General features: G+C 65.8%; 15 protein-coding genes. 8 read left to right on the top strand and 7 right to left on the bottom strand.

Features of this window, described 5'->3' with window-relative positions; translation table 11 throughout:
• Positions 1-7: 7 nt before the first annotated feature.
• From NUV38_RS00300 to NUV38_RS17095, 3 genes are read right to left on the bottom strand one after another with little or no spacing between them, the layout of a single operon-like run.
• The gene (locus NUV38_RS00300; protein ID WP_257727219.1) at positions 8-493 is read right to left on the bottom strand and encodes a hypothetical protein; all 486 of its coding nucleotides are present in this window, start codon (positions 491-493) and stop codon (positions 8-10) included.
• A complete protein-coding gene (locus NUV38_RS00295) occupies positions 490-1,806 on the bottom strand; it encodes a hypothetical protein (protein WP_257727218.1) in 1,317 nt (438 codons plus the stop codon). The genes NUV38_RS00300 and NUV38_RS00295 overlap by 4 nt, the downstream gene beginning before the upstream one ends.
• A gap of 35 nt (positions 1,807-1,841) precedes the next feature.
• Positions 1,842-2,339, bottom strand: coding sequence for a helix-turn-helix transcriptional regulator (locus NUV38_RS17095; protein WP_308219625.1), 498 nt, complete (start codon positions 2,337-2,339; stop codon positions 1,842-1,844).
• Positions 2,340-2,413: 74 nt separating this feature from the next.
• Here NUV38_RS17095 and NUV38_RS00285 point away from each other — a divergent pair, with 74 nt between their 5' ends.
• The 8 genes from NUV38_RS00285 (at position 2,414) to NUV38_RS00250 (ending at position 17,950) form a co-directional block, all read left to right on the top strand.
• Entirely contained in the window at positions 2,414-3,703 is a 1,290-nt protein-coding gene (locus tag NUV38_RS00285) for a VWA domain-containing protein (protein WP_257727217.1), read from the top strand.
• A gap of 41 nt (positions 3,704-3,744) precedes the next feature.
• A complete protein-coding gene (locus tag NUV38_RS00280) occupies positions 3,745-4,284 on the top strand; it encodes a hypothetical protein (protein WP_257727216.1) in 540 nt (179 codons plus the stop codon).
• 265 nt (positions 4,285-4,549) lie between these two features.
• Positions 4,550-5,512 (top strand): RNA polymerase sigma factor RpoD/SigA, encoded by a 963-nt coding sequence (locus NUV38_RS00275; protein WP_257727215.1) that lies wholly within the window; start codon positions 4,550-4,552, stop codon positions 5,510-5,512.
• Position 5,513: 1 nt separating this feature from the next.
• Entirely contained in the window at positions 5,514-6,038 is a 525-nt protein-coding gene (locus NUV38_RS00270) for a hypothetical protein (RefSeq protein WP_257727214.1), read from the top strand.
• A 43-nt stretch (positions 6,039-6,081) separates the two neighbouring features.
• Positions 6,082-9,552: a bifunctional RecB family nuclease/DEAD/DEAH box helicase gene (locus NUV38_RS00265; RefSeq protein WP_257727213.1), complete on the top strand. Its 3,471-nt coding sequence runs from the start codon at positions 6,082-6,084 to the stop codon at positions 9,550-9,552.
• An 11-nt stretch (positions 9,553-9,563) separates the two neighbouring features.
• Positions 9,564-10,100, top strand: coding sequence for a hypothetical protein (locus NUV38_RS00260; protein ID WP_257727212.1), 537 nt, complete (start codon positions 9,564-9,566; stop codon positions 10,098-10,100).
• Positions 10,101-10,201: 101 nt separating this feature from the next.
• Positions 10,202-16,108: a DUF4011 domain-containing protein gene (locus NUV38_RS00255; RefSeq protein WP_257727211.1), complete on the top strand. Its 5,907-nt coding sequence runs from the start codon at positions 10,202-10,204 to the stop codon at positions 16,106-16,108.
• Between the two features lie 51 nt (positions 16,109-16,159).
• Entirely contained in the window at positions 16,160-17,950 is a 1,791-nt protein-coding gene (locus tag NUV38_RS00250; RefSeq protein ID WP_257727210.1) for a DUF262 domain-containing protein, read from the top strand.
• Between the two features lie 430 nt (positions 17,951-18,380).
• Here the strand turns inward: NUV38_RS00250 and NUV38_RS00245 are convergent, their stop codons facing one another.
• From NUV38_RS00245 to NUV38_RS00230, 4 genes are all read right to left on the bottom strand, one after another.
• Positions 18,381-18,542, bottom strand: a complete 162-nt coding sequence (locus NUV38_RS00245) for a hypothetical protein (protein WP_257727209.1) — start codon at positions 18,540-18,542, stop codon at positions 18,381-18,383.
• 28 nt (positions 18,543-18,570) lie between these two features.
• A complete protein-coding gene (locus NUV38_RS00240; RefSeq protein WP_257727208.1) occupies positions 18,571-21,537 on the bottom strand; it encodes a DEAD/DEAH box helicase family protein in 2,967 nt (988 codons plus the stop codon).
• Positions 21,534-23,405, bottom strand: a complete 1,872-nt coding sequence (locus tag NUV38_RS00235; protein WP_257727207.1) for a site-specific DNA-methyltransferase — start codon at positions 23,403-23,405, stop codon at positions 21,534-21,536. Before NUV38_RS00235 ends, NUV38_RS00240 begins: the two co-directional genes overlap by 4 nt.
• Before the next feature lie 76 nt (positions 23,406-23,481).
• Positions 23,482-26,376 (bottom strand): SNF2-related protein, encoded by a 2,895-nt coding sequence (locus NUV38_RS00230; protein ID WP_257727206.1) that lies wholly within the window; start codon positions 26,374-26,376, stop codon positions 23,482-23,484.
• Positions 26,377-26,409: the final 33 nt, after the last annotated feature.

Raw genomic sequence — 26,409 nt, 5'->3', positions numbered from 1 at the left:
GATCCTCTCAGCGTCCTGGATCATCGTCCAGGTCCTCAGTCGTGTCGATCCACCGGAACCGACGCAGGTCGCTCTCATCGAGCACCACGTCGCTCAGCACGCGCGCGCCCCACAGGTCGCGCAGCACGCGCACGATCCGCTCGACGCCCGTCTCGGCCCAGGCGAGCGAGACGTCGAGGTACCAGTTCGGCGAAGCCGTCTCGTCCTCCAGGTCGGGTCGGTGCCAGCCCATCGCGACCAGGCCGAGCTCCTGCTCGGGCGTCCAACGGTGCGCGGTGGGCAGGTAGGAGTTGGAGACGACCTCGCACCGCAGCATCGCGTCGCCGTAGCGGCAGAGCTGGACGTACTTGGGCCAGGTCGACCCGACGTCGTCCTCCCCGTTCCCGTCGCGATAGAGCACGAAGGTGCCGTCGTCGGGCAGCCGACGGGCCATTTCGGCGACCGACGCCGCGAACGACGCCCAAGCCATGTCGCTCCGGCGCACCGCGTTCACGAGGCGTCCTCGTGGCCGGTCGACGACCCGTGCTGCAGGTCGTCGCGGACCTGACCAAGGGCCGAGCGCACGCGGCGCCAGTGACGCCACTGCCGGATGCAGGCCTCCCGCAGGCCTTCGTCGGCGCGCCGCCCGGCGGTCAGGGCCGCGCGACTCTCGCGGTGCGCCGTCTCGATCCACCGCTCGACGGTCTCGAGGTTCGGTGCCACCTCGCGGAACATCTCGACGAGCTCCTCCGCCGACGCGTCCCCCGCATCTCCCGCGAGAACCGACAGCGTCGGGTCGACCGCCGGGATGAGCACCGGCTCCTGAGCCGGCTCCGGCGTCTTCGCCCTGCGCCGCTTCAGACGGGTGTCGAGGTCGGCGAGCTGCACCCGCAGGCGGAGCAGGTGATTGACGGCGTCGTGGAGGTGCTCGGCCACGAGCGGCGAGGCCTCGACGGGCACGGTGGCGAGCAGCATGTCGCGCTCGAGGAAGAACCGGACGTGCCGGAACCGTCGGCTGAGTCGGTCGGCCTCACGGTGGGCGCGCTTGAACCGGACCTCGCGAGCGAGCACGGTGACGACCTCCACGAGGCTCTTGTCGCGGACCCGCACCGTCACCACTCCGCCCTTGCCACGCATGCGGATGCTGCCGTCGGGCGCGACCTTCAGCGGCGCCGACACCATGGCCTGCATCATCTCCTCGAGCAGTGCCTGCTGCTCCTCGGGCGATGAGCTCCAGGCGATCTCGGTGGTCCCAGGGCTCGGCTCGGGGTCGGCGGTCTCCGCCGCCGGAACGTGCTCGGACGCCTCCCACTCGAGGATCTCGCCGTCGTCGTGGGGCGAGACCACCTCCGCGGAGAGGAACGCCGGCGACACGACACCCCAGACCTCGTGCAGCACCGTCGACGCTGCGTGGGCGAGTCGGTCGACGTCGTCGCGGTCGAGTCCCAGGACGGGCTCCCCCGACGGTCGCGCCGGGACGAAGCCGAGGTCGGTCAGTCGGGCCGCGGTGCGCAAGGACAGTGCGTACGGCGTGGCGAGCGTCACCTGGGCGTCATCGGGCATCGACAGTGCGACGAACCGTGCGTCGTCGGTGGTGCTCACCTGCACGGTGGGCGCCTCGAGGTCGTGGGGAGCCGGGTCGAGGACCAGCGTGTTGTGGTCGGGCGCAGCAAGCATCCACTCGGCCAGACGCATGCGGAAGTCGAGCCAGGACCCCTCGACCCACGCGTCGACGCCCTGCTCGATCGACCGTCCGTCGCGCTCGTCCATCGTCACCACCTCCGTCGCGTCGGCCCTCGCCGACTCCTCGACGGTAGGCTCTGACACCGACAGAAAGCAATGCATGCTGCATAGGCCTTTGATCAGGCTTCGCGTGAATGCTCCTCGAGCATGCGCTTGAGGACGAGCTTCTGCACCTCGCCCAGGGCGTCGAGACGATCCTCCGGAGACAGCTCCTCGATGAGGTCGACGGCTTGGCCGACGATGTCGTCCCGGGTCGTCCGTGCCGAGCTCCTCCGCGGCAACGGCGGAACACCCATGGGCATCTCGGTCGACGGTTCGAGCGAGGAGGTGATGCGCCCCTCACCCGACAACAGCGCCGCCTGCGCTTGAAGAGAACGCTGGAACGACGGAGATGAGACGTCGTCCGGCGGAAGAGCCGCCTCCAGCGCGAGCGGCTCCACGCCGAGCGCCTCCGCCAGCTGGGCCGCCGCCTTGCGCGACGGCTTGCGCAGGCCCGTCTCCAGCTGTGACACGTAGGGGTAGGACAACCCCGACCTCTCGGCCAGCTGGGACCGCGACATCCCTTGTCGCTTGCGGAACTCCGCCAGTACTCGTCCGAACGAGGAATCGGTCGACATCTCGATGCTCCTTGCATAATCTGTCTGCCGTCTGCATTATGCTCATTGCACACCCTACCTGAGAGGAGATGATCATGAAGCTCTCGACACACCTGAGCCGCGATCGCTTCGACTGGATGCAGGCCTCCCTGCGCCGTCGCGACCACGCCGTCATGCTCGTCCGCGTCGCCGGCACCCTGCCCGAGGGATACGCCGTCCGCCCCACCGAGCGCGCCGCGTCGCACCTGGTGGTGGTGCTCGACCGCAGCGGCTCCATGTCCGGCGGGCGTCTCGAGCACGCCAAGCGCGCGCTGGTCGACGTCGTCCGACGGCTCTCCCCCGATGACTCCTTCGGTCTCGTCACCTTCGACTCGTCTGTCGAGGTGGTGGTGCCCGCGGGTCCCGTCACCGACCCCGCTGCCATCGTCCGACGCATCGAGTCGGTCCGCACCGGAGGCAGCACCGACCTCGGCGCCGGCCTCGTGCGCGGCCTCGAGGAGGCACGTCGCCTCGACGTCGGGGCCGGCGTGCGAGTGCTGCTGGTCAGCGACGGCCACGCCAACGTCGGCGTCACCGACCCCGAGGCGCTCGGGGGGCGCGTCGGGGCGATGCGCGAGCGGGGCATCGCCACGTCCACGCTCGGTGTCGGCCTGGGGTACGACGAGCTGCTGCTGAACGCGATCGCCCGCGCGGGCAGTGGCAACGGGCACTTCGCGGCCGAGGCAGACGCAGCGGCGGCAGCGATCGGCGAGGAGTGCGGCGAGCTCGCCGCTCAGCGGTTCCTCTCGGTCCGGCTCACGATCGCTGCAGCGTCCGGCATCCGCGGGCTCGACGTGGTCAACGACCTCCCTGTCGTGCCGGTGCCCGGCGGCATCCAGGTCGACCTCGGCAGCCTCCGCGTCGACGAGACCCGCTCGCTCGTGGTCGAGTGCGCCCCGCACCCGGCCACCCGGCCGGGACGGCGCAAGATCGGGAAGCTGCGCGTCGACTACGTCCTCGCGGACGACCTGAGCGACCAGCACACGTCCACCACGGTGTGGACGCACGTGAGTCGGCCCGACGAACGCGAGGCGGGCTCGGACCGCCAGGTGCTCGGCGAGTGGTACGTGCAGCGGGTGCTGCGACGCCGGCGCAAGGCCCTCGCGCTCCTGACGCGCGGCGACGACGTCCGCGCGGCTCGCGAGTTCGCGAAGCTGGCGACGCTGGCGCACTCGGCGGCGGCGAAGGTGCCGGCGGTGTTCCGCGCCGAGCTGCTCCGCGAGGCCCAGGAGGCCGAGCGGATGGCCGAGCCCGAGCTGTTCCTGGCGATGGCGCCGGACGACCGGCAGCTCATCAGCAAGACCATGACGGCTGACGGTGGTCGCCGTTCCCGGAGGCGCTCGTGAGCGCCGAGCAGATCGGCCCCGAGGGGCAGAAGGAGAGCCGCATGAAGCGGAAGGTTATCGTCGTGCTCGTCACGACGCTGGTGGTGGCGCTCGGCGCCACCGGGACCGTGATGTTCGTCCAGCACCGTGCTGAGGTCGAGCGCGTCGAGGCAGCGGCCGCCGAGGAGCGCGCGGCCGAGCGCGAACGGCGTGCCGAGCTCGCCGCTGCCAAGGCCGCCCACGAGGAGTGTATCGCTGCGACGGCCGACTACCTCGCTGCCGTGCAGGACATCGACGCCGTGCTCGACGTCGGCGTGAACGAGGAGGACTACGGCGACCTCGTGCGCGATGCCTCGCGAGCAGCACGCCGCGTCGGCCCGGTCGAGGAACGATGCCGTGACGGCCTGGTCGAGCCACTGGACGCGGCGCTCGACCTGTACACCGACGGGGCATCCACCTGGAACGACTGCCTGTACGACGACATCTTCACCGAGTGCGACGTCGACGGACTCGACCTCAGCGGCGAGTACTGGGAGGGCGCGTCGCTGCTCGTCGACGCCGCGACCCTCTTCGTCGAGGGTGCCGGCGGTGACGAGGCGTGACCGGCCACGAGGTCATCCCGGGCGAGAGGACGCCTACCGGCGTCGTCACAGCTGAGGTCTCCTCGGACCCGATGCCCGAGCGCACCACCACGTCAGCGGTCCTCGACGGACCCGTCCGAGATGAGGCGACGACGACGGCGCCTCGTTCCCGACGGAAACCTGACGAAGACGAGGTGATTCGGACCTGCGACGGCTTCGCAGGCCCCGGCCCCTTCCCCGTCGACAGCCGATCCACGACCCACACCGACTGACCCGGAGGTCCACCATGAACGCCATCCCCGATCCCTCGTCCCTGTCCGACGAGTACGCCGCCGTCCTCGCCCGTCTCGACGCGCTCGCCGCCATCACGGCCGAGTACACCGAGCGCCGCCTCCTGCTGGAGGTGCTGCTCGACGACGACCGCCTCCCCGCGTTCATGGCGCACCCCTACGCCCTGCTCTCCGCCGAGGAAGAGGTCGAGCTGGCCGGCTACGTCGCCGCTGGCCTGGCCGCCGCAGGTGACACCGGCCCTGACGCCACGCGCGCCGTTCGGCTCGGCTCGCTGGCGCGCGAGCGGTTCGTCCTCGCCAACGTCCGCCTCGTGATCTCGATCGTGCGGGTGACGAACCGGGAGGGGCTCCCGTTCGACGACTGCATGCAGGCCGGCCTCATGGGTGTGATGCGGGCGGCCGAGAAGTTCGATCCCTCCTTCGGCACGAAGTTCTCCACCTATGCGACCTGGTGGATCCGCCAGCACGTGCAGCGCTCGATCGCCGACACGGCGCGCTTGGTCCGGCTCCCGGTCCACGTGCACGAGGACCTGCGACCGGTCCGGGCGGCGAGGCGGGCACTGCGCGAGTCCCTCGACCCTCTCCCGACCCTCGCGGAGATCTCCGACGCGACCAGCCGCCCCGTCGCACGGGTGGAGCAGGTCCTCGCGTTCGACCGCGACGTCATCGACCTCGACGCCGCCACCGAGCTCATGGGCGACGACGTCCGCCGGGCCCACCGGCCGGACCTCGACGTCGAGGAGTCACTGGACCGCGAACGCTTGTGCGCCCAGGTGCTCTCGCTCCTCACCAACCGCGAGTCGGCGGTCCTACGCCGCCGGTGCGGTTACGACACGGGTCGCGAGGAGACCCTCGAGGAGATCGGCCAGTCGTTCGGCGTGACGCGCGAACGGATCCGCCAGATCGAGGCGAAGGCGAAGCGCAAGATCGTCGAGGCGCTCGCCGGGCAGGCGGGCTGACGTGGCGGACACCGCGAAGCCGATCTGGTTCCTCGACATCGACGGCGTGGTCAACGCACTGCGCCCTCGCGACGGCCTCGCTGCCACGAAGGCTCGGACCGCAAACGAGACGTGGCCGATCCACTGGTCGCGCGAGGTGGTCCAGCTGATCAACACCTGCCACCGGGCCGGTCTGGCCGATGTGAGGTGGCTGACGACGTGGGAGCAGGACGCCCACCTCTCGCTCGCCCCAGCGGTCGGCCTCGACCCGTTCCCGTCGTACGACATCCCGAGCGGCAGCTCGCACCACGGCTGGTGGAAGGCCCACGTCGTCGCTGACGTCATCGGCGCCGAACGACGACCGTTCGTCTGGACCGACGACGACCTCGCTGTCGAGGACGTGACGGAGATGGTCGACCGTCTCGGGGTCGACCACCTCCTCGTCGCTCCAGACCCCGACCTAGGTCTCACGTCCTCGAACCTCCGGAGCGTCGTCGACTTCCTCTCCCGGTTTGCACCTGTGCGACCCTCGGGACAGGCATCATGATCATCGTGGGCAGAACGTCCAAGATCAGTTCCAGGGGGCTCTCATGGTGATGCTCGTCGCTGACGGCTCGTTCGTCCTGAGTCCGTCAGACCTGACGGCGTCGGCCGGCTGCGAGTTCGCATGGCTCCGCACGGTCGACGTGCGTCGCGGCCTGGTGACTCCACCGAGCAGCGAGGCCGATCTCATGATGGACCGGTTGTCCGAGCTCGGGGACGAGCACGAACGTCGCTACGTCGAGCTGCTCCGGTCCGAGGGCAGGAACGTGGTCGAGATCGCACACCCTGAGCCTTACAACCCGACCACCCTTGCGGCAGCAATGGAGGAGACGCTGGACGCGCTGCGGGCGGGCGTCGAGGTCGTTGCCCAGGCCGTGCTGACCGACGGCGGCTTCGGAGGCCAGGCCGACTTCCTCGTCCGCGACGCCGACGGCCGGTACGAGGTCTGGGATGCCAAGCTCGCCCGGCACGCGAAGGTGACGGCTCTGCTGCAGATCGCCGGCTACGCCGATCTGCTCGACCAGCACGGCATCCCCCGGTCGCCCGTCGGGCGCCTCATCCTCGGCAACGGGGAGGTTCACGACCAGGACCTCGACGACGTCGTCGCCGTGTACCGGCACCGCCGCAGAAACCTCGAGGCGCTCCTGCGACGCCACCTCGACTCGGGGAACCCGGCCAGATGGAACGCAGCAGACATCAGGCAGTGCGGGTCCTGCGAGCACTGCACCGCAGAGGTCGAAGCCCACCGCGACCTGCTGCTGGTCGCCGGGATGCGTCGATCGCAGCGCGAGTACCTGCGTGCAGCGGGCGTCGAGACCATCGATCAGCTCGCCGCCATGGATGCCACGGTCGCCGGACTGGCCGAGCGCTCCTGGCAGAAGCTTCAGTCGCAGGCCGCCCTACAGGTCGCGGCGTCCTCTGCAGATGGCGTGGTGCACCAGGTCTTCGACTCCACGCCGATCCGCCAGCTACCCGCCCCCAGCGCGGGGGACATCTTCTTCGACTTCGAGGGAGACCCGCTGTGGGTCGACGGCACCAGCCACGAAACCGGGCTCGAGTACCTCTTCGGATGGGTCGCGGACGACGGGACCGCCGACGGTGCGTTCACGAGCCTGTGGGCGGACGACCGCGCCGAGGAGAAGGCGGCGCTCATCGCGTTCCTCGACTTCCTCGAGGACCGGTGGACGCAGCACCCCGACCTGCACGTCTATCACTACGCGCCGTACGAGGTGACCGCGCTGAAGCGGCTGACCGTGCGGCACACCGTCGGTGAGGACTTCCTCGACGAGCTGCTCCGGGCGGGAGTCTTCATCGACCTCTACGCGACCGTCCGGCAGTCGGTGCGCGTCTCCCAGCCGTCGTACAGCATCAAGTACCTCGAGCCGCTCTACATGGGTGAGTCACTCCGAGGCGAGGTCTCGAACGCGACGGACTCGATCGTGCAGTACGAGCACTACCGAGTGCTGCGAGCTGACGGCGACGACGAGAAGGCGCAGCAGGTGCGCGCAAACGTCGAGGCCTACAACGCCTACGACTGCACGTCGACGATGCGGCTGCTCGGGTGGCTGCGTGACGTCGGCGGGTGGTCGCCGGCAGCACACGACCAGGCCTCCCGGACGACCGACGACGAGTCCGCCGCACGGCAGACGACTCTCGGCGACGCCGCAGTTGTCGCGGCGGAGCTCCTGGCCAACCTGCCCGACGCCGACCGCACGGCCGAGCAGCAGGCCGTCGCCCTGCTCGCTGCTGCCTTGGGCTATCACCGCCGCGAGAAGAAGCCGTCCTGGTGGGTGTACTACTCCCGACTCTCCGAACCGGTCGACGAGTGGATGGACCTGCGGAGCACGCTCGTGGCCGAGGGACCTGTCGAGCTGGTCGAGGACTGGGCACCGGTCAAGAACAGCGTCGGGCGGGTGCTGCGCATGCGCGGACGGCTGGAGCCGGGAAGCACAGTCGACACGAACGCCTCGGTGTCCTTGCTCTTCGAGGACCTTCCGCCTGGTGTGGAGCTGGGCGACGGCGAGGTGCGCGCCTACGTCGGGAAGGCCGAGGTCATCGCTGTCGAGGAGGGCGACGACGGCGTGGCCGACGTGCTCCTGATGCACAAGCACGGCCAGGACGCACCGACGTTCTCCCAGCTCCCGATGGCGGCCGTGGAGCAGGGGTTCGTCCCCGACGGACCTCTGGAGAAGGTGATCCAGGCACTGGCGACGTCGATCGATCCGTCCGATCCAGTCCCCCTGCCGGCGACGGCGGCACTTGACGTGCTGGCCAGGCGCTCCCCTCGCCTCGTCGACGGGACCTTCGTCGGTGGCCAGGCGACGTCCAGCGACATCGACCTCATGCTCGACTCCATCCGTCGTCTCGATCACTCCTACCTCGCTGTCCAGGGCCCTCCCGGGACAGGTAAGACCTACCTTGGCTCCCACGTCGTGCGTCGACTCGTCGAGACTGGGTGGAAGGTCGGCGTCGTGGCGCAGGGACACACCACCGTCGAGACCTTCCTGCAGAAGACCATCGATGCAGGACTGGTTCCCTCGAGCATTGCGAAGGAGAACAAGGGCAGCGACAAGACCGACAAGCCCTGGACCGTGCTGAAGGACAAGCCGGCGCACGTGACCTTCGTCGCCGAGCAGGATGCCGGCTTCCTCGTCGGAGGCACTGCCTGGGCCTTCGCCAGCGACAAGGCGTTCCATGACGCCGAACTCGACCTGCTCGTCATCGACGAGGCTGGTCAGTTTTCCCTCGCCAACACGATCGTCGTCGGCCGCGCCACGAAACGTCTGCTGCTGCTGGGCGACCCACAGCAACTCCCCCAGGTGAGCCAGGGGACGCACCCCGAGCCGGTCGACGGTTCTGCCCTCGCCTGGCTCACGGAGGGCTCTGCGACGATGCCGACGGAACGAGGCTTCTTCCTCGCCAAGACGCGACGGATGCACCCGATCCTCACGACCGCCGTCTCGCGCCTGTCGTACGAGGGTCGTCTGACGTCGGTCGCCGAGGTCACGACCGACCGCGACCTGCCGGGACTCCACCCAGGCATCCACCCGATCCAGGTCGAACACGTCGGCAACAGCGTTCACGCGGTCGAGGAGGCTGACGCGATCCTGGCCAGCATCTGCGAGCTGATGCGACTCCGGTGGCAGCCAAGCCGATCGTGGGGCGCCAGGCCGATGGTCCCCCAGGACGTCATCGTCGTCGCGCCCTACAACAGCCAGGTCGCGATCATCCGACAGCGGCTCGACTCAGTGCAGCTCTTCGATACTCGCGTCGGCACCGTGGACAAGTTCCAGGGTCAGGAGGCACCCGTCGTGATGGTCTCGATGACTGCGTCGTCGCCTGCAGATGCACCGCGCGGCATGGACTTCCTCCTGAACCGCAACCGCCTCAACGTCGCCATTTCTCGAGGTCAGTGGGCGGCCTACGTCTTCCACTCGCCCCAACTGGCCGACCACCTGCCGAGCACGCCTGCCGGCCTTGCCGAGCTCGGCTCCTACCTCCGATTCATTGCCGACTGAAGGAAGACATCGTGCTCACAGTCGAACAGCTCACCTCGGCCACGCCCGAGGAACTCCTCGCCGACTACGCGGCCGTTCTTCGAGAGCTACGCTCACGCGAGATCGTCCGGACCAACAACGCGCCTGCAGGCGACTACGCCGAGTGGCTCGCTCAGCGTGCTCTCGGCGGCGTGCTCGCCCCCAACTCGGTCAAGTCCTACGACCTAACGCTCGAGGACGGGACGCTGATCCAGGTCAAGGCTCGAGTGGTCAGTGAACCGATCACGAGGTCCCAACGACAGATGTCGCCGTTCCGATCCTGGGACTTCCGCCTCGGTGCTCTGGTGCAGCTGTCGTCCGCCGACTACTCAGTCGTGCGAGCGGCGCTCGTTCCGGCATCGGAGATTCGCAGCCGTGCCACCCATCGCTCGCACGTCAACGGTGACGTGGCCTTCATGACGGACGACCTACTCAGCGCCCCGGGCGCGCGGGACGTGACGGCCGCGTTCCGAGCGGCGGCGCAGGACGGCCCTCGAGCTCCTGACTCGGAAAGATCGAAGCACGTGTGACACCGAGTCCGAGACCATCCGAGTACCAACATCTAGCCAGCAACCCTCTACCCGCGATATCGGACCAAGCATCGTCGAGTCGACGATCGGGAGGAACCTTCATGACGTTGTCCATCACCGTCCAGGCGAACGACTGGGCCAGCTACGCCCTCGTGTACAACCGCATCCCCTTCGTGCACTCCGTGCGTGTCGACGGGATCGGGCACGAGGCGCCGGCGGTGTTGAAGATCCGATTGGACGATCGAGGGACATCACTGACTCATCCCTTCGCGGTCGAGCTCGAGCCGGAGGCCGACGGCCGCGCGGTGATCGACCCCGTCTCGCTCCAGGTCGACCTGGCAGCCATGAGCCAGCTGAGCGAGGACACCACGGCCGAGCTCGTCGTCGAGGTCCACCAGAGCGACGAGGTCACAAGCCTCCGCCAGGACGTCCTGCTCGGCTCGGCACGGACGTGGAGGACCATCTTCTCGACCGATGGGTCGGGTCGCGCCGCGCTGAACCCGCTCGCGACCGAGACACTCGCGGCCTTCGTCCAGCCGAACGATCCCAGCATCGGATCGTTCCTCGACGCGGTCCGGGTGCGCCTCGAGAGGACCACTGGCTCCGGTTCGACCCAGGGGTACCAGGCCGGACCGGAACGTGCCGACGCCATCGTGCAGGCGATCTGGGACGAGGCACGGGGACGCAACATCACCTACAGCAACCCACCCGCTAGCTGGGCAGCCGGGCAGAAGGTCCGCACACCGAGCGAAGTCCTCGAAGGAAGAGTCGGCACCTGCCTGGACACGACGGTCGTCCTGGCGGCGGCGATCGAGCACGCCGGCCTGCACCCCGTGCTGTTCGTCGTCGAGGGGCACGCCTTCCTCGGCTACTGGCGAGAAGAGGATCTGGGCATCGCGTCGGTGGAGTCGATGGAGCTCGCCGCCAACGCCGTCGACGGCGGTCGACTTCGGGTCTTGGAGACGACTCGTGTTGCCGGCGGTGACTCGTCTGCCGCCTTCGACGACGACGCGCACGAGAGCACGCGCGGCAGCTACCTCACGGGGACTCTCTCGCGCTTCGAGGGCGTCGTGGACGTTCGAGTCGTTCGGCGCCAGAGCCAGGTGCTCCCGCTCCCGGCCATGCGCGTCAGCAGCACTGGTGACACCACGCTCGTCGAGTACGTCCCGACCGAGCACTCCGGCCACACCGTCGTGTCGACGACTCCGCAGGTCGACGGTCGCTCTGGTCAGGCCGCGCCATCCGTCCCGCCGCGCGTCCAGTCCTGGAAGAACTCGCTGCTGGACCTGAGCCTGCGCAACAAGCTCATCAACTTCACCGAGCGGTCCGCCATCCAGCTCGCCGTGCCGCCGGGAAGCATCGCCCACGTGGAGGACCTGCTCAACGCAGGGCAGTCGCTCACGCTGCTGCCGGGCGACCAGATTCCCTCGACCAGCGAGGCGCAGGGTGTGCGCTTCGGCGCGGATCTGCCCGTGTCCCAGCTCAAGGAGATCCTCGACGCCAAGCGCATCTTCACCGACGTCCGGACCGGTCAGACCCTGGACTCCTACCTCCGGAAAATGCGCAACTTCGCCTACAAGGCGCGGACCATCGAGGAGGAGACCGGTGCCAACAACCTCTACCTCGCCCTGGGATCGTTGCACTGGGAGGTCGACGGCCGCGCGCTCAAGTCACCATTGATCCTGCTTCCGGTCACGCTCGTGCCCGGGTCACGCCGCGGTCTGTACCGCCTGCAGCTGGACGAGTCCGGCTCCAGCACGCCGAACTACTGCTTGATCGAGAAGCTTCGGCAGGCAGACGGGATCACGATCCCTGGTCTGGAGAACCCAGTAGAGGACGAGCACGGCATCGATCTCGCTGCCACCTTCGCCGCGGTGCGCGACGCTCTCGCCGAGAAGCAGATCCCCTATCGGGTCGACGAGTCCGCCGACATCGCCGTGCTGCAGTTTGCCAAGTTCAGGCTCTGGAAGGACCTCGACGACGACTGGCAAGGTCTAATGAGCGCTCCCCTGGTCCGGCACCTGGTCGAGGACCCGACGGGCGAGTTCCGCGATCCCCTGATCGACGAGTCGATGGACGACCTCGACGACCTCGACGCTCACTGCCCGATCCCGGCCGACGCATCGCAGCTCGAGGCGGTGGCCGCCGCGGTGGCCGGCCACACCTTCGTGCTCGAGGGCCCGCCTGGCACCGGCAAGTCGCAGACGATCACGAACCTGTTGGCACGGGCCATCGCGGCAGGTAAGCGGGTGCTCTTCGTGGCGGAGAAGCGCGCCGCTCTCGACGTGGTCTCCTCTCGCCTCGAGTCGGTGGGCATGGGGCCGTTCTCGCTGGACCTGCACGACAAGTCCAGCAAGCCTGCGGTGGTCCGAGACCAGATCAAGCAGGCGCTCGACCTGCACCTGGAGTTCGACCGGCAGGGACTCACGGCGGAACAGGAGGCGGTGAGCAGCTCGCGACGGTCCCTGCAGAGGTACGCGACGCGTCTCCACGAGACGAACGCGGCAGGACTCTCCTACTACTCGGCCCGAACCCAGGTTCTTGCCTACCCGGAGGAGCTGCCTGCCCTGCCGATCACCACGGAGGAGCTCATCTCGCTCGATTCCGAAGCACTGTCGAGGCTTCGCACGTCGCTGAGGAACCTCGAGGATCCCGCCGACCTCGCCCGCCCTCAGCCCCATCATCCCTGGGGCTTCATCCGCGGCGTCATCGACGACCGTCGAGGCGTCCTCGCGGCCGCAGCAGATCTGGACCGAGCCGTGGCTGACCTGCCACCGGCCGGGCCATTGAGGGACGCCGTCGACCAGGCGACGACCCCGGAGGACGTGTCGGCCCTGGTGGCCCTGACGCACGGTCCAGCCGTCACGACTGCCGAGCTGGACCAGGTGCGAACTCGTTCCTGGACCGAGCGGCGCGACGCCTACGTCAACTCCCTCAACGCTCTCAGCAGCGCGAGCCCCGCCGTGCTCGAGCGAGCGAAGCCATCGGCGCTCGACCAGCCGGTGTCGAGCATCCGCGAGGCCGTCTCCGCTGCTGCGACCTCCGGGTTCTTCGGTCGCAAGAAGCGGGTCCTCGCGGCGCTCTCGCCCCTGGACGAGCACCTGACGGGTCCGGTGCGCCCGAAGGAGGCCGTGTCCGTGCTCGACCAGCTCGTCGAGCTTCGCACGAACGCGGATGCGATCGCCCCCGACCGCTCCGGCATCCCAGGGACCCGCCCGGTGCTGGGATGGAACCCCTACACGGATGCCTCACTGGAAGCTGCGGAATCCCAGCTCGAGTGGCTGGAGAACCAGGCGGCCCGTACCGCCCCGGGGGCGGACGGAACCTTCGACGCCTTCGGCCAGGCGCTGCGAGCACTGATCGATGCAGACCTAGTGCTGAGCGAGCGCGAGAGCACGGCGCTGCGAGCGGTAGACACGGCCTTGCAGGCACTCTGGACGGCGTCCAGGGCTAGGCCTGGCGATCTCAGCGACTGGCTCGACGGGGCTCCCCTCGTGCCCATCTGGGCGTCTGGGACGGCCGCGCGCGGTGCCCCGGCCCAGGCGGAGCGGACGCTCGACCGATGGCTCGACTTCGTCTCCGCGGCACGAGCGCTGCGCGACCTCCACCTCGAGTCCGCCTTCGACGCCGTCCTCGAGGGCCGCGTGGGAAGCACCTCCGCCGTGGCATCGATGGAGAAGGGCTTGGCGCTCGCCTCGATGGAGGAGCGAATGCTGGCCTCTGGCCTCGACGCCTTCGATCCGGAGGCTCATGACAAGGTCGTCCAGCGCTTCGCAACATCCATGTCCGACCTGCGCGCTCACCTCCAGTCTTCCGTTGCTGCAGACGTCCTCGCTGCCCGACCCTTCCGGTCTGGATCCGAGAGGGGTCAGGTGGGAGAGCTGCGACGTCAGCTCGAACGACGCCGCGGCGGCATGAAGGTCCGCGAGCTGCTCGCGACCTACGGTGACTTGATCACGCAGGTGATGCCGTGCGTGCTCGTCAGTCCCGACTCGATCGCACGATTCTTCCCCGTCGGCTCGATCACCTTCGACCTAGTCGTCTTCGACGAGGCCTCCCAGATCCGGGTGGCCGACGCGGTGGGTGCGATGGGCCGCGCCACCTCGGCCGTGGTGGTCGGTGACAGCAAGCAGATGCCGCCCACGTCCTTCGCGGAACCGTCTGCCGATGACTCCGGACAGACCGACGAGCTGCTGGTCCAGCCGGACGAGGAGAGCATCCTCACCGAGGTCGCTCAGGCAGGCGTCGCACGTCGAGCTCTCACGTGGCACTACCGGAGCAAGGACGAGTCCCTCATCGCCTTCAGTAACGAGCACTACTACGAGAGTCGACTCTCGTCCTTCCCAGCGCCCGACCCCGGAGTGGACGACGAGGGCCACCCCATTGCTGGAGTCAGCCTCGTCAAGCTCGACGGCACCTTCGTCCGGACACCGGGGCGGGACAAGGGGACCAACCGTGTCGAGGCCGAAGCGATCGTCTCCGAGATCCGACGGCGCTTCACCGCCTCGCCCGAAGTCCCTCCGTCCATCGGCGTCGTGACCTTCAACATGCCGCAAAGGACCCTGGTGGAGTCGATGCTCCGCGACCTCGACGACGCTCGCATCCTCAAGGCCATGGACGGGACGAATGGCGAGGGCCTCTTCGTCAAGAACCTGGAGAACGTGCAGGGCGACGAGCGCGACGTGATCCTGTTCTCCACGGCCTTCAGCAGGAACGACAAGGGGGTGCTGCCCCTGAACTTCGGTCCTCTCACGAACCGGGGCGGCGAGCGCCGGCTGAACGTCGCCATCACCCGTGCTCGTACCCAGGTGGTCATCTTCACCTCCTTCGACCCGAGCGAGCTGCGCGTGGAGGCCACAGGCTCCATCGGCATCAAGCACCTCGCGGCCTACATGCAGGCCGCGGCTCGCAGGACGGCCGGCGTCGAGTCCGTGTCCCTTCGTTCGGTGATCGATCGCCACCGCGACGAGATCGCGAGTGCGTGTCGCGAGGCGGGTCTCGTCGTCTCCACCGACCTCGGCCTGTCGGACTTCAAGATCGACCTCGCGCTGGCGCACCCGTCCACGCCCGACACACCCCTCGTCGCCGTGCTCCTCGATGGCGAGGGCTGGGCGGCGCGGCGCACCGTCGGCGATCGAGACGGACTCCCCGTCTCGGTCCTCGAGAGCCTGATGGGGTGGCCTTCGGTGCAGCGTGTGTGGATGCCCGAGTGGCTGGAGGATCGAGCCACGGTGGTCGCGCGGCTGGCTCACGAGGTCGAGGAGGCACGTTCCACCCCTCGACCCGTGCGCGCGGCCCCGCCGGCAGCACCATCACGAGCGACGGAGGGGGACGTCCCCGATGTCGGCTCCACTTCGTCGCGCCCTGAACTCTCCCCAGCCCCCACCGACAGCGCCGGCCCGCCCGCATTCACCTCGGCGGCAGCTCCGAGTCCCGCGCTCGATCACGCCCTCCCGGGGGCGAGCCCCTTTCTCCCCTGGATACCCCGGGTGATCGGGAGCCGGTCCTACCTGGATGCTCTCCCCGAGCGCTGGGCCGGCGACGCCGTCGCTCTGGAGCTGAGGGCGATCATCGAGCGGGAGGGCCCGATCTCCTTCGAGAGAGCTGCGCGTCTGGCTGCGGGATCCTTCGACCTGACTCGCCTCAACGCCTCCCGGATCGAATCGATCGTGCGGTGCATCCCGAGAGAGCTGCGAGACGGAGAGCGCTTCGCGTGGCCCGAAGGAGTCAATCGCGACTCGTGGGCCGGCTTCAGGACCGCGACGTTCGACGACCCCCGACCGATCGCCGATGTCCATCCGATCGAAATCGCCAACGCCATCGTCGCCCTGTGTCGGGACGCCCATGGAATGACGGAGGATGAAGCCCTCAAGGAGACGCTGGTCGTGTTCGGTTGGCGACGTCGCACGGATGCTCTCACTGGACCCGTTCGCGCGGCTCTCCGCCGAGCACTGGAAACGGAGCAGATGGTTCAAGGACCCGACGGGGTGATCAAAGTGTCACGTTGACCGGACCACCCTGCTGAGGACCGCCACTCTCACACCCACCGGAGAATCCCCATGTCGAAGTACGTCGTCAACCAGCACCCGGTCAGCTATCTCTTGGCCCAAGTGCAGGCCGGGCAAATCGCCATCCCCGAGCTTCAGCGGCCCTTCGTCTGGAACAGCACGAAGGTTCGCGATCTGCTCGACTCGCTCTACAACGGGTACCCCGTGGGCTACCTGATCACCTGGCAGTCCGTCGGGGCGGCACTGAAAGATGGGAGCAAGGCCTCGTTTCAGCAGATCCTCATCGATGGCCAACAACGAGTGACCGCGCTCCGTGCGGCGCTCGTGGGTGAGCCAGTGGTCACGAAGGACTACAAGGCATCGCGGATCGTCATCGCCTTCAACCCCGTCACTTCAGAGTTCGCGACACTCACCCCTGTGATCCGGAAGAACTCGGAATGGATCTCGGACGTATCGAAGCTCTTCGGTGACGCCATGCTGCTCACCTTCATCCGCGACTACCTGGATCGGAACCCTGGCGTCGATCCCCGAACGGTTGAGACGAACCTGCAGCGCCTCGTCGACATCCGCAACGCGCCGATCGGCATCATCGCTTTGTCGGCAGACCTCGACGTCGAGACTGTCTCGGAGATCTTCATTCGGATCAATTCCAAGGGCGTCCCGCTGAACGCGGCCGACTTCGCGATGAGCAAGATTGCGACCTACGGCGACCGCGGCCGCAACCTGCGGAAGCTCATCGACTACTTCTGCCACTTGTCGGTCGCGCCCCACGTGTATACGGACATTAAGGACAACGACCCCGAGTTCGCGTCTTCGGGGTTACTCGAGAAGATCGCCTGGCTTCGGAAGGACTCCGAGGATCTCTACGATCCGACGTTCAAGGACGTTATTCGGGTGGCGACCATCGCCGGGTTCCGTCGCGGTAAGCCGTCGAGCCTTGTCGCTGCACTGTCCGGCCGTGACACGGAGACCCGCACGTTCGACGAGTCCCGCATCGATCCCGCGTACGACCGGCTCGAGGAGGTGCTCGGTCGCATGGTCAACGAGCACACCTTCAAGCAGTTCGTGATGACGATCAAGTCGGCCGGCTTCGTCAACGCCGGAATGATCAACGCGCAGAACGCCCTCAATTTCGCTTACGCGCTCTATCTCATCCTTCGGAAGGACGAGGGCGAAAGCGACGCAACAACAAAGAACGTCGTTCGTCGCTGGTTCGTCATGTCACTGCTGACCAACCGTCACTCCGGCAGCTTCGAGTCCCAGTTCGACCAAGACCTCCGCCGAATCCGCGAGGTCGGGGCTGCGGATTACCTCAAGCAAGTCGAGGCTAGCGAACTATCCGAGTCGTTCTGGACGGTCACCCTGCCGACCAATCTCAACACCTCGAGCACGGCCAGCCCCTACTTTCAGGTCTTCCTTGCTTCTCAGGTATCGGCGAACGCCCGCGGCTTCCTCTCGCGCTCTATCCGCGTCGGCACGATGCTAGAAACGATGGGCGACATCCACCACATCCTCCCCCGCGACTACCTGCGAAAGTCGGGATGGCCCGATCGGAGCGACTACAACCAGGTCGCCAACTTCGCCCTCACGGAGACGCCCATCAACATCCGCATCGGCAACCGGCCCCCCGCTGAGTACATGGCGGAGGTCGCGGCCCAGATGGAAGCCGCCACTCCGACGCTCGGGGAGATCAGGTCCGCGGACGATCTTGCTGCGAACCTTCGTGAGAACGCCCTGCCGACGGACTTTGCGCGTTTTACGTCGGCGACGTATCCATCGTTTCTCGAGGAACGTCGAGCCCTGATGGCTGACGCGATTCGACGGTATTACGAGCGCTTGTGATGGAGTACTTGTCCAGCAAAAGCTGATGAAACTTGCGGCTACCTAGCTGCATGCGATCGGTTCTTCCTCGAGCTCCGCCATTCGGCAAGTTCGGACTCGTACTTGGAGTACGAGCGCGCGAAGTCCGCATCCTGCTCGACCTGACGCGCTACGCGATCCGCCTCCGCAGCAATCCGCCTGTCTTCCCAGAGGGCGCGCTTCGGATTAGGGACCATTCGAGCCTGAGACCCGTATCGCTTGATGCAGTCAGTTCCGACACGATGCCGTTGGCTTGTGGGGTTCGTCAGTCTCCTACCGCACTTGACGCAGTTCATCGCCAGATCTTGCACGAGGCGTGCGGGCGGAAACCCGATCCGAGCACGCCTGACGGATCGTGGCTCTCGTGGTTTCCTGGGTCTTGACTGAGCAGTAAAGCGCCGAAACAGACCCATCAGTTGGTCACCAGCCCCATGAGCTTCGAGTAGTTGTCAGCAACGTCGTACTTCACTTTCCCGTCAATATGCTCGTTCACCATGCTTGAGGTGGTGTTCGGCCTCACGGTTGGCTTCGTGCGATCGGCCAGCCGAGTCGCCAGGTCTTGCTCCAGGGTCATGTGACGGGCCCTAGACGTCGCGGCTCCATTACACCCTCCAGTTAGCGGGTACGGAGACCGCGTAGTCACCGACACCAATGGCATTGAAGTGCTTGGTCGCGGCCTTGATCTTCGCGTTCTCCGTCGGGCGGCGCTTGACCTCGTCGTCGGTGCTCTTGGTCTCCCGGATCATGAAAATCCGATCGGCGCCGTCCTCGTGCTTGATGATCGCCCAGTCCGGGTTGTATGGACCGACCGGCGTGTCGATCTTGAACTTGCCGGGGAGCTTCATGAACAGCTTGATGTCGTCGCGGCCGTCGAGCAGCTCGGCGAACTGGCGCTCGGGCTCGGAGTCGTAGACGACGTGATCGAAGTCGGACTTTTCCGGGTTCTGCAGCTTGTACATCTGGTCGAGGAAACGGTCCTTCTCCTCCTGACCGTCCTTCTGCAGCTCGCGCAGCTCGTAGACGTAGCCGCCGATCTTCTCGTACTGGATGCCTTCAGTGACGATCTCGGCGAGCACGGCTTGCAGGCGACCCTTGACCATCTGGATGAAGTCGTTGGGGTTCCCGATGAACTCGGGCAGGCGCCCGCTGTTCAGGAGGATGTCAATGATCGTCTTCCGCGTCAGCGACGTGGCTTCCTGCAGCTCGGTGATGATGTCCGGCAGGTCGTAGGCGCCCTGGAGGGATGCAGACCGCTGGCCCGTCTCGGTGGCCTTCGTGCCGCCCCGGAGGATCTTGACTCCGGCTCGGGTGACTTGGATGCGGAGCGGCTGGATGGCCGGCGCCTCCTTGATCGCCTTCACTGTGGCATCGATCAGGCGGTCACGCTCGACCGAAATGCGGTACGTCGTGCGGGCCGAGATGGCGCGCCAGAACTCCTCGAACTCGGGGTTCGCGAAGAGCTCCTTGTTGAGCTTGCGCGACTTCCGTTTCGACTGGGGCTTCACATAGCGCTCGATGCTGGATCGACCGATGTACTCGATGATCGTGTCTTCGTACGGCCAGAAAAAGTCCGGGATGTGCTGCTTGAGGTCGAACCCGAGCTGGGTCGGCTGGTAGGCAGCAGTAACCTTGCCGTCCTTGATCATCCCCGAGGACTCCAGTGCCTCGTAGAGGGTCTTGGAGCGCTCGTATCCGAAAACCTCCGGGCCGTCCGGCTCGATGTGCTCTTCGTAGAGGGCGATCTTGGAGAATTCCTGCAGGCGCACGCGACCGATCTCGACGCCCGACTTCTCGTATTCGGTCTGCAGCGACTTGGCGAACGCGACGTATGACTCGTTGGCGATCACGGTCAGCTGCGCAATGCTGCGGTCCGCCACACGCTCGCCAGTCTGGTCGACGGGCAGACGCAGGCCACGGCCGATGGTCTGGCGGCGCTCCACCTCGGCACCCATCTCGCGCAGGGTGCAGATCTGGAAGACGTTCGGGTTGTCCCAGCCCTCGCGAAGCGCCGAGTGGCTGAAGATGAAGCGGACGGGCTCCGCCTGGTCGAGCAGGCGAGCCTTGTCGCGCATGATTAGGTCGTAGGCGTCGTCGTCGGCCTTGGTGCTACCGGACGTGTCCTGGAAGGTGTCAGTACCGCCGCGCTTGGCCTTGAGAACGGAGAAGTAGCCCCGCCGAAGCTCTGCAGGCTCCTGCGGGAAGAGTCCCTGCCACTGCGGTGACTTGGCTCGCTCCTCGCGGAACAGCTCGTCGAACCACTGGACGAACTGGCCGTTGGCGTCGATGTTGTTGAAGCCACCGCCGAGGAAGTTCTCGACCCTGTCGATGAAGAACAGGCTGAGCACCTTGATGCCCTTCGACGCCAGCATCGTCTGTTTGCGGAAGTGCTCCTTAATGGTCTCGCGGATCATCTCGCGATAGATCGAGTCGGAGTTGCCGCCGATCTCCTCGCCCTGCTGGAGCATGCCGTGCTTGTTGATCTCCACGAACTGCGGCTCGATCGAGAGCTCGGTGATCCACCAACCCTCGTAGGCAGGGTTGTTCGTGAGGTTGGACAGCTCCTGGTCTTGCTTCGCCTTCAAGACCCGGCGAGTGAGGGAGCCATCGGCGCCGCGCACGGCCAGCTCCAACTTGGCCTCCCACGGGTCGCGCTTCACCTCGACGACCTTGATGTACGGCGTCGCGTCCGAGCCCTGCTGAGCAACCTCGGCGACGACGATCTGCTTGACGAGACCGTGGTCGTGGGCGTCGACCGGGTCGAGCCGGTAGACGACGTTGCGCTGCTTGCGGTGCGTGGCCGAGAACCGGAGGGTCGCAATCGGGTCGAGTTCCCCGATGGACGACTGCGAGAGCTGGGACTCCATGTTCTGCGGCTCGTCCATGATGACGACCGGGCGGGTGGCCTTGAGGTAGTCGATCGGGCGCAGACCGTTCAGCTTGTCGCGGGTCTGGTGGATGATGCGCGAGTTCGCGTTGCCACGGATCGAGTCGATCGTCATGACCATGATCTGCACGTTGGTGCTGGTGGCGAAGCCCTGCACCTCTTCGGCGGACTGGCCCGAGTAGACCGAGTAGTCGAACGGCTGCGCCGGGTACAGGTCGCGGAAGTGCTGGCGCATCAACTTGATGCTGGTCGTGACGCCTTCCTTGATCGCGACGCTCGGCACGAGAATCACAAACTTGGTGAAGTTGTACGCCTTGGCCAGCTCGAAGATCGTGCGCAGGTAGACGTAGGTCTTCCCGGTGCCGGTCTCCATCTCAATGTCGAAGTCGAGCGCGTCCCCAGCGAGAGCCCCGAGAACCTCCAAGCCGTTCTTGTCCTGGACGGCCTGCAGGTTCTGGAGGATGGTCGCCTCGTCGAGGACGAGGTTGTTGCCCACAGCTCCGACCTCCTGCGAGAGATCAAGATCGAAACTGCTCTGGTCCTGCGCCCCGCTCAGCTTCCCCTCACCACGCAGCGTGGTCAGGACCGCTTCTGCGTCCTTGGGCTGGCCATCGAAGAGCTGCACCAGCGACCCGATAGCGTCAAGCTGATACTGCTGCTTGGCGTCGAACTTGAATTCCATCATGCAGTCCAGAGCTCCACGCCCTTGCTCTTGCAGAGCTGAGCAAGGTTGGTCTTCAGTTCGTCGTCGCCGTGGAACGCGTCCTCAAGGATTACGAGCCGCGCGGGCTCCTTGTCGACGACCGCACGGAGCTGGTCAAGAATCGGCTTCGTGTGTTCGTCCAGGTACGCCAGAAGCAGGCCGCCTCCAACCGCGTGCACTGTCAGGCCCGCGATGTCCTGCTCCACCGACTCCTCGGTGAGGGAGTAGCCCTGCTTCAGCAGCAGTTCGGTAAGCAGCGAGTCAGCAGTCGCGTAATCCTCCGCACTATCGCGAAGCTCGAGAAGGTGCTGCTGAAGCTTGTCGGCATCGACATCGCTCGATACTCGCCACTTCGAGAAGTTCGTATCGACCAAGGTGAAGGCCCGGAATCCGACATCGACCGTCTGAGCGGCCAGTTCCGCCTTGACCTGCTCGCCTGCTGCGTCAATGCGCTTGCGCGAGATGTCGGCGATAGTGTTGAACCCAGCGCGCTTCGCGTCGTCGTCGTCAGTCGGCTCAGGCAACTGGACTGCGATGAACCGGCGCGTGCCACCGTCCTTCGCGTTCACGGCCATGACTGAGTGCGCTGTGGAACCTGATCCGGCGAAGAAGTCCAACACGATCGAGTCAGGCGTGCTGCCAACCGCCACCAGCGTCTTCAAGAGCTTGGTCGGTTTCGGGTTGTCGAAGTAACTGCCACCGAGCAACTCTCGTACCTCGGTACTTCCAGTCCGTGTACGGCCAAAGCGATCGTCGACGAACAGCGAACGGGGCTTGCCGCCCGGCTTCTGGTAGTTCTTCGTGTAAACGTTCCCGTCCTTGAAGACAAGCTGGTCCATGTTGTTCTGGACCTTGTCCTTGGACCAGCGCCAGATGGCATTCGGGCGCGCGGGATCGCGGTGCGAAAGTTTGTAGACCTGCCCATCTGGACCCACGAGGTCGTAGTCCATCGAGCTGGAGTACTGCAGGTTCTGCTTGTCCAGGCGTTCGAGGGCGTACTTTCCGCGCTCATCCTCGTTGTTGTACGAGGTCGTCGCAACTGCATCAGGATCGAGGCCCAGAGCGTTGTCCGTCTTGGAACGAGAGAAACACACAATGTATTCGTGATCGACGGCGACCTCGCCACTGTCATTGGCGCCACCGCTCTTGCTCTTCCAGATGAAAGACGCGACGTGGTTGCCCTCACCGAAGACCTCGTTGCAGATCTTCACGAGGTTGTCGATCTCATTGTCATCGATCGAGATGAAGATGACTCCGTCCTGCGTGAGCAGGTTCCGGGCCAGCTTGAGGCGCGGGTACATCATGTTCAGCCAGTTCGAGTGGTAACGCCCCTCGGACTCGCTGTTGGTCGAGACCTTCTTCCCATCTTCGTTGACCTGCTTGGTCCACTCCAGATAGGTTTCCAGCCCCTCCTTGTAATTGTCGGGATACACGAAGTCCTTGCCCGTGTTATACGGAGGATCGACGTAGATCATCTTGATCTTGCCGTGGTAGTGCTTCTGCAGGATCTTGAGCACCTCGAGGTTGTCGCCCTCGATGAACACGTTCTTCGTCGTGTCCCAGTCCTTGCTCTGATCCTTGACTGGCCGCAGTGTGGCCGTGGTGGGCTCCTGGGCCGCACGGAGTGCGCGCTTCTTGCCCGGCCAGAACAGGCCGAAGCGCTCGCTGCTGTCGGCGACGTCCGCCGCGAGGAGCTCGGTCAGCTTGGCGACGTCGACCTTGCCGTCCGAGATCGCATCGGGCACCAACTCCTGCAACTGGCGCGCCAGGTCGGTCTGCAGGTCAGGAGTAGTACTTGGAACCTCCTGAATCTGAGGGTCCTGGTTGGTGCCGTGTTCGTCGTTGCTCATTGCTTGGTTCTCCGTGTTTGGATCCCTGGGATCCCAGTCGAGTTAATAGTCGGGTTGGTCGCGGCGGAGGTTGTCATCAGGTGACCACCTTCCAGCGGATGCTGAACAGGTGCTCGACGGTCTGCGTGCCCTTGAGCGCCTGCTCGATCAACTCGAGGTAGCGGTCGGCTTCTTCGCGCATCTTCTTGCGGGCGACGCGAGCGTCCTCGTCCTCTTCCTCAGCTCGCACGGCCCAATTTCGGGCTTCCTTCTTGAACTTGAGCTGCTGCATCGGGTCGTCGGTGCCGCGTGCGTTCTTGCGGGCCTCTTTCTCCTTGGCCTTGTACTCGCGGATCTTGCCCTCGGACTCGGCCCGTCGGTCCTGCTGATTCCGGTAGAGAAGTTCTTCTTGCTGGTCGTAGTAGCGGGAGTTGCGGCCCTGGACCTCGCGCTCCAGGTGAGCGCGGCGCTCGGCAAGATGCTGCTCGAACTTCCCGTCGTCGACCGTGACCTTTGGACCCTCGTCGGTGCAGACCAGGTCGAGCAGGTCGGCGGCGTACTCGTGGTCGAGCCACTGGCCGTCATCAGTGAGACCTCCAGCGAGCATGTAGGACTCGCTGATGTCGTCGTTCTTCGCCTTCATGGTGAAGGTGACGAGCTTGACTGTGAGCTCACCGGACTTGCCCGCCAATTCCCTGATCGCGCTACTTGCACGTTCGGACTGGCTGAGGCTAAACGTCAGCTCTCTGGCCGGGGTGTCGGCGGCCTTTGCAGACTCCACGACATGGCCCGCGAGCGGCCCTGAGAAGCGGTACTGGTGGGCGTTGTCGAGCGGTTCGGACTTGAAGTAGTAGCGCCCGGTCGGTGCGTCCTTGACCGGCGAGCTGTTCAGGACGAAGTGGCGTCCGTCGCCTTCGAAGGTGGCGCTTTCTGCGAGCTGTCGCTTGGTGACGGCGAGCAGCAGCCGCTCGAACTTGTTGAGCACTTCACCGGACTGGGCGTCGTAGGACTTGAGACGGTCCTGAACGTTCGGGTCGAGGTTGTCGAAGACCTTGGCCTTGGCGGCCGCCATCTCCGAGCTGATCTCGGTGGCGTACTGCTCCTCGAGCTCCTTGAACGCCTTGTCGATGTCCGCGTCGCTGCGGGAATCGCTGAGGATCCGGTTGATGGTCTTCTCGAAGTCGAAGCCGTCCTCGATCGAGCCGAGCACCTCGTCCGAGGCGCCGAAGACACCCTTGAACAGGTGGAACTTATTGGCGAGCAACTCAAGGATGCGGGCTTCGGCGGCGTTGCCCTTGTTGGCGAAGTTGGCGACGACGACGTCGAACTTCTGACCGAAGCGGTGAACCCGGCCGATGCGCTGCTCGACGCGTTGGGGGTTCCACGGGAGGTCGTAGTTGACCAGCATCGAGCAGAACTGGAGGTTGATACCTTCAGCTGCTGCCTCGGTGGCAATCATGATGGTGCCCAGATCTCGGAAGTAGTCGACCAGCGCCTTGCGGCGGTCAGCTGCCGGGATGCCTGTGATGACGTCGCCGTCCTTGTTCGCCTCGAGCCAGTCGCGGTAGATCTCATTGGCCGCGGGCGAGTTGTTGGTTCCGTTGAAAAGCACCAGACCCTCACCGCGGCCCGCTTCCGTCAGGGTGCGCGCGATGTACTCCTGGGTCTTCGTGGAGTCGGTGAAGATGATCGCCTTCTGCGGGGCACCGATCTCCTTCAAGCGTTCGAAGCCCTTGTCGAGGGCTTCGTTGAGCTTGACCGCCTTCTGGTTGACGGTGATGGAGCGAGCGAGCGCCGCGTAACTGCGAAGCTCATCAACCTCAGCGCGCATCGCATCGACGGTCTCGGAGTCAAGCTTCTGGCCGGCGCCTGGCCCGAACTCGGTCGCTGCCGCCGCGCCTTCTTCCAGGGACTCGAGTTCCTCATCCGTAAGTTCATCCTCAGCGAGATCGGCGAGGATCACTCCGCCACGGCTATCGCGACGGATCCCACCACCAACCTCAGCAGCGAGACGGTCAGCGATCCGTTCAAGCGTGCTCGAGACGGCATAGGTGCTGGAGCCGAGGCGCTTGCGCAGGATCAAAGCGATCAGGTGGCGCTGCGAGTTCGAGAACGCGTAGACCTCATCACGTTGCAGGTAGTCGTTGACCCTGTCGTAGAGCTCGACTTCGGCCGGGCTGGGCATAAACTCGACAGTGAGCGGCATCCGCTTGGTGAAGTGGATGTACTTCTCCGCGTCACGCCGAAGAGTGCGCTTGCTGATCGCTGCGACACGCTCGACCAAGTCGTCGTTGTCACCGGCAACCTTGTTCTTGATGTAGCGCTCACGAAAAGCATCGAGCGAATAGAAGTAGTCAGGATCGAACACGCTGACGAGCCCGTACAACTCCTCGAGGCGGTTTTGTAGCGGCGTCGCGGTCAGCAGAATCGTCTTGCTAGAACCGCGAACAATTCGACTGATCGCCTCAGGGGCCTTGTTTCGGCCCGTATAGAAGTTGCGGAGCCTATGGGCCTCATCACAGATCACCAGGTCCCACTGCCGCATCAGGCTGGTCTCGTGTCGCAGCGCGAACTCATACGAACAGATCAGCACCTCGATGCCTTGCTGGGCGGTACGGGCAAGTTGCTCGTCCTTGAGCTTCGGATCAAGGAGCTGGCTGGGGATTAGGAACTTCTCGAGTAGTTCTTGCTGCCACTGCTGTCGCAGACTCGAGGGCGCGATGATCAGGATCCGGCGCTTGCGTTCAGCCCAGTACTGGGTGATCACGATGCCCGCTTCGATGGTCTTGCCGAGACCAACCTCGTCAGCGAGGACCACGCCGTTGAGGTACGGAGTCTGGAGTGCGAAGAGAGCCGCATCGATCTGGTGCGGCTTCGGTTCGACCTGGGCGTCGAAGAGAAGGCCAGCGATCTTGCCGACATGATCGTTGGCGTAGGAACGCTGGAGCTCGTACGCGTAGTACTTGGCCTGATATGCCGTCAGATGGGTCACGTGGGCATCCGCGGGCACTCGGGTGTTTGCACC

Origin of the sequence: Aeromicrobium sp. 50.2.37 (assembly GCF_024655735.1) — a bacterium.
Classification (GTDB): Bacteria; Actinomycetota; Actinomycetes; order Propionibacteriales; family Nocardioidaceae; genus Aeromicrobium.
The sequence above is the reverse complement of the archived record's forward strand: the minus strand, read 5'-3'. Positions and strand labels throughout refer to the sequence as shown.

Coding starts and splice junctions, on each gene's coding strand:
- NUV38_RS17095 (WP_308219625.1), bottom strand. CDS start 2,339: ATGTCGACCGATTCCTCGTTCGGACGAGTACTGGCGGAGTTCCGCAAG.
- NUV38_RS00250 (WP_257727210.1), top strand. CDS start 16,160: ATGTCGAAGTACGTCGTCAACCAGCACCCGGTCAGCTATCTCTTGGCC.
- NUV38_RS00285 (WP_257727217.1), top strand. CDS start 2,414: ATGAAGCTCTCGACACACCTGAGCCGCGATCGCTTCGACTGGATGCAG.
- NUV38_RS00235 (WP_257727207.1), bottom strand. CDS start 23,405: ATGAGCAACGACGAACACGGCACCAACCAGGACCCTCAGATTCAGGAG.
- NUV38_RS00245 (WP_257727209.1), bottom strand. CDS start 18,542: ATGACCCTGGAGCAAGACCTGGCGACTCGGCTGGCCGATCGCACGAAG.
- NUV38_RS00280 (WP_257727216.1), top strand. CDS start 3,745: ATGAAGCGGAAGGTTATCGTCGTGCTCGTCACGACGCTGGTGGTGGCG.
- NUV38_RS00240 (WP_257727208.1), bottom strand. CDS start 21,537: ATGATGGAATTCAAGTTCGACGCCAAGCAGCAGTATCAGCTTGACGCT.
- NUV38_RS00255 (WP_257727211.1), top strand. CDS start 10,202: ATGACGTTGTCCATCACCGTCCAGGCGAACGACTGGGCCAGCTACGCC.
- NUV38_RS00275 (WP_257727215.1), top strand. CDS start 4,550: ATGAACGCCATCCCCGATCCCTCGTCCCTGTCCGACGAGTACGCCGCC.
- NUV38_RS00265 (WP_257727213.1), top strand. CDS start 6,082: ATGGTGATGCTCGTCGCTGACGGCTCGTTCGTCCTGAGTCCGTCAGAC.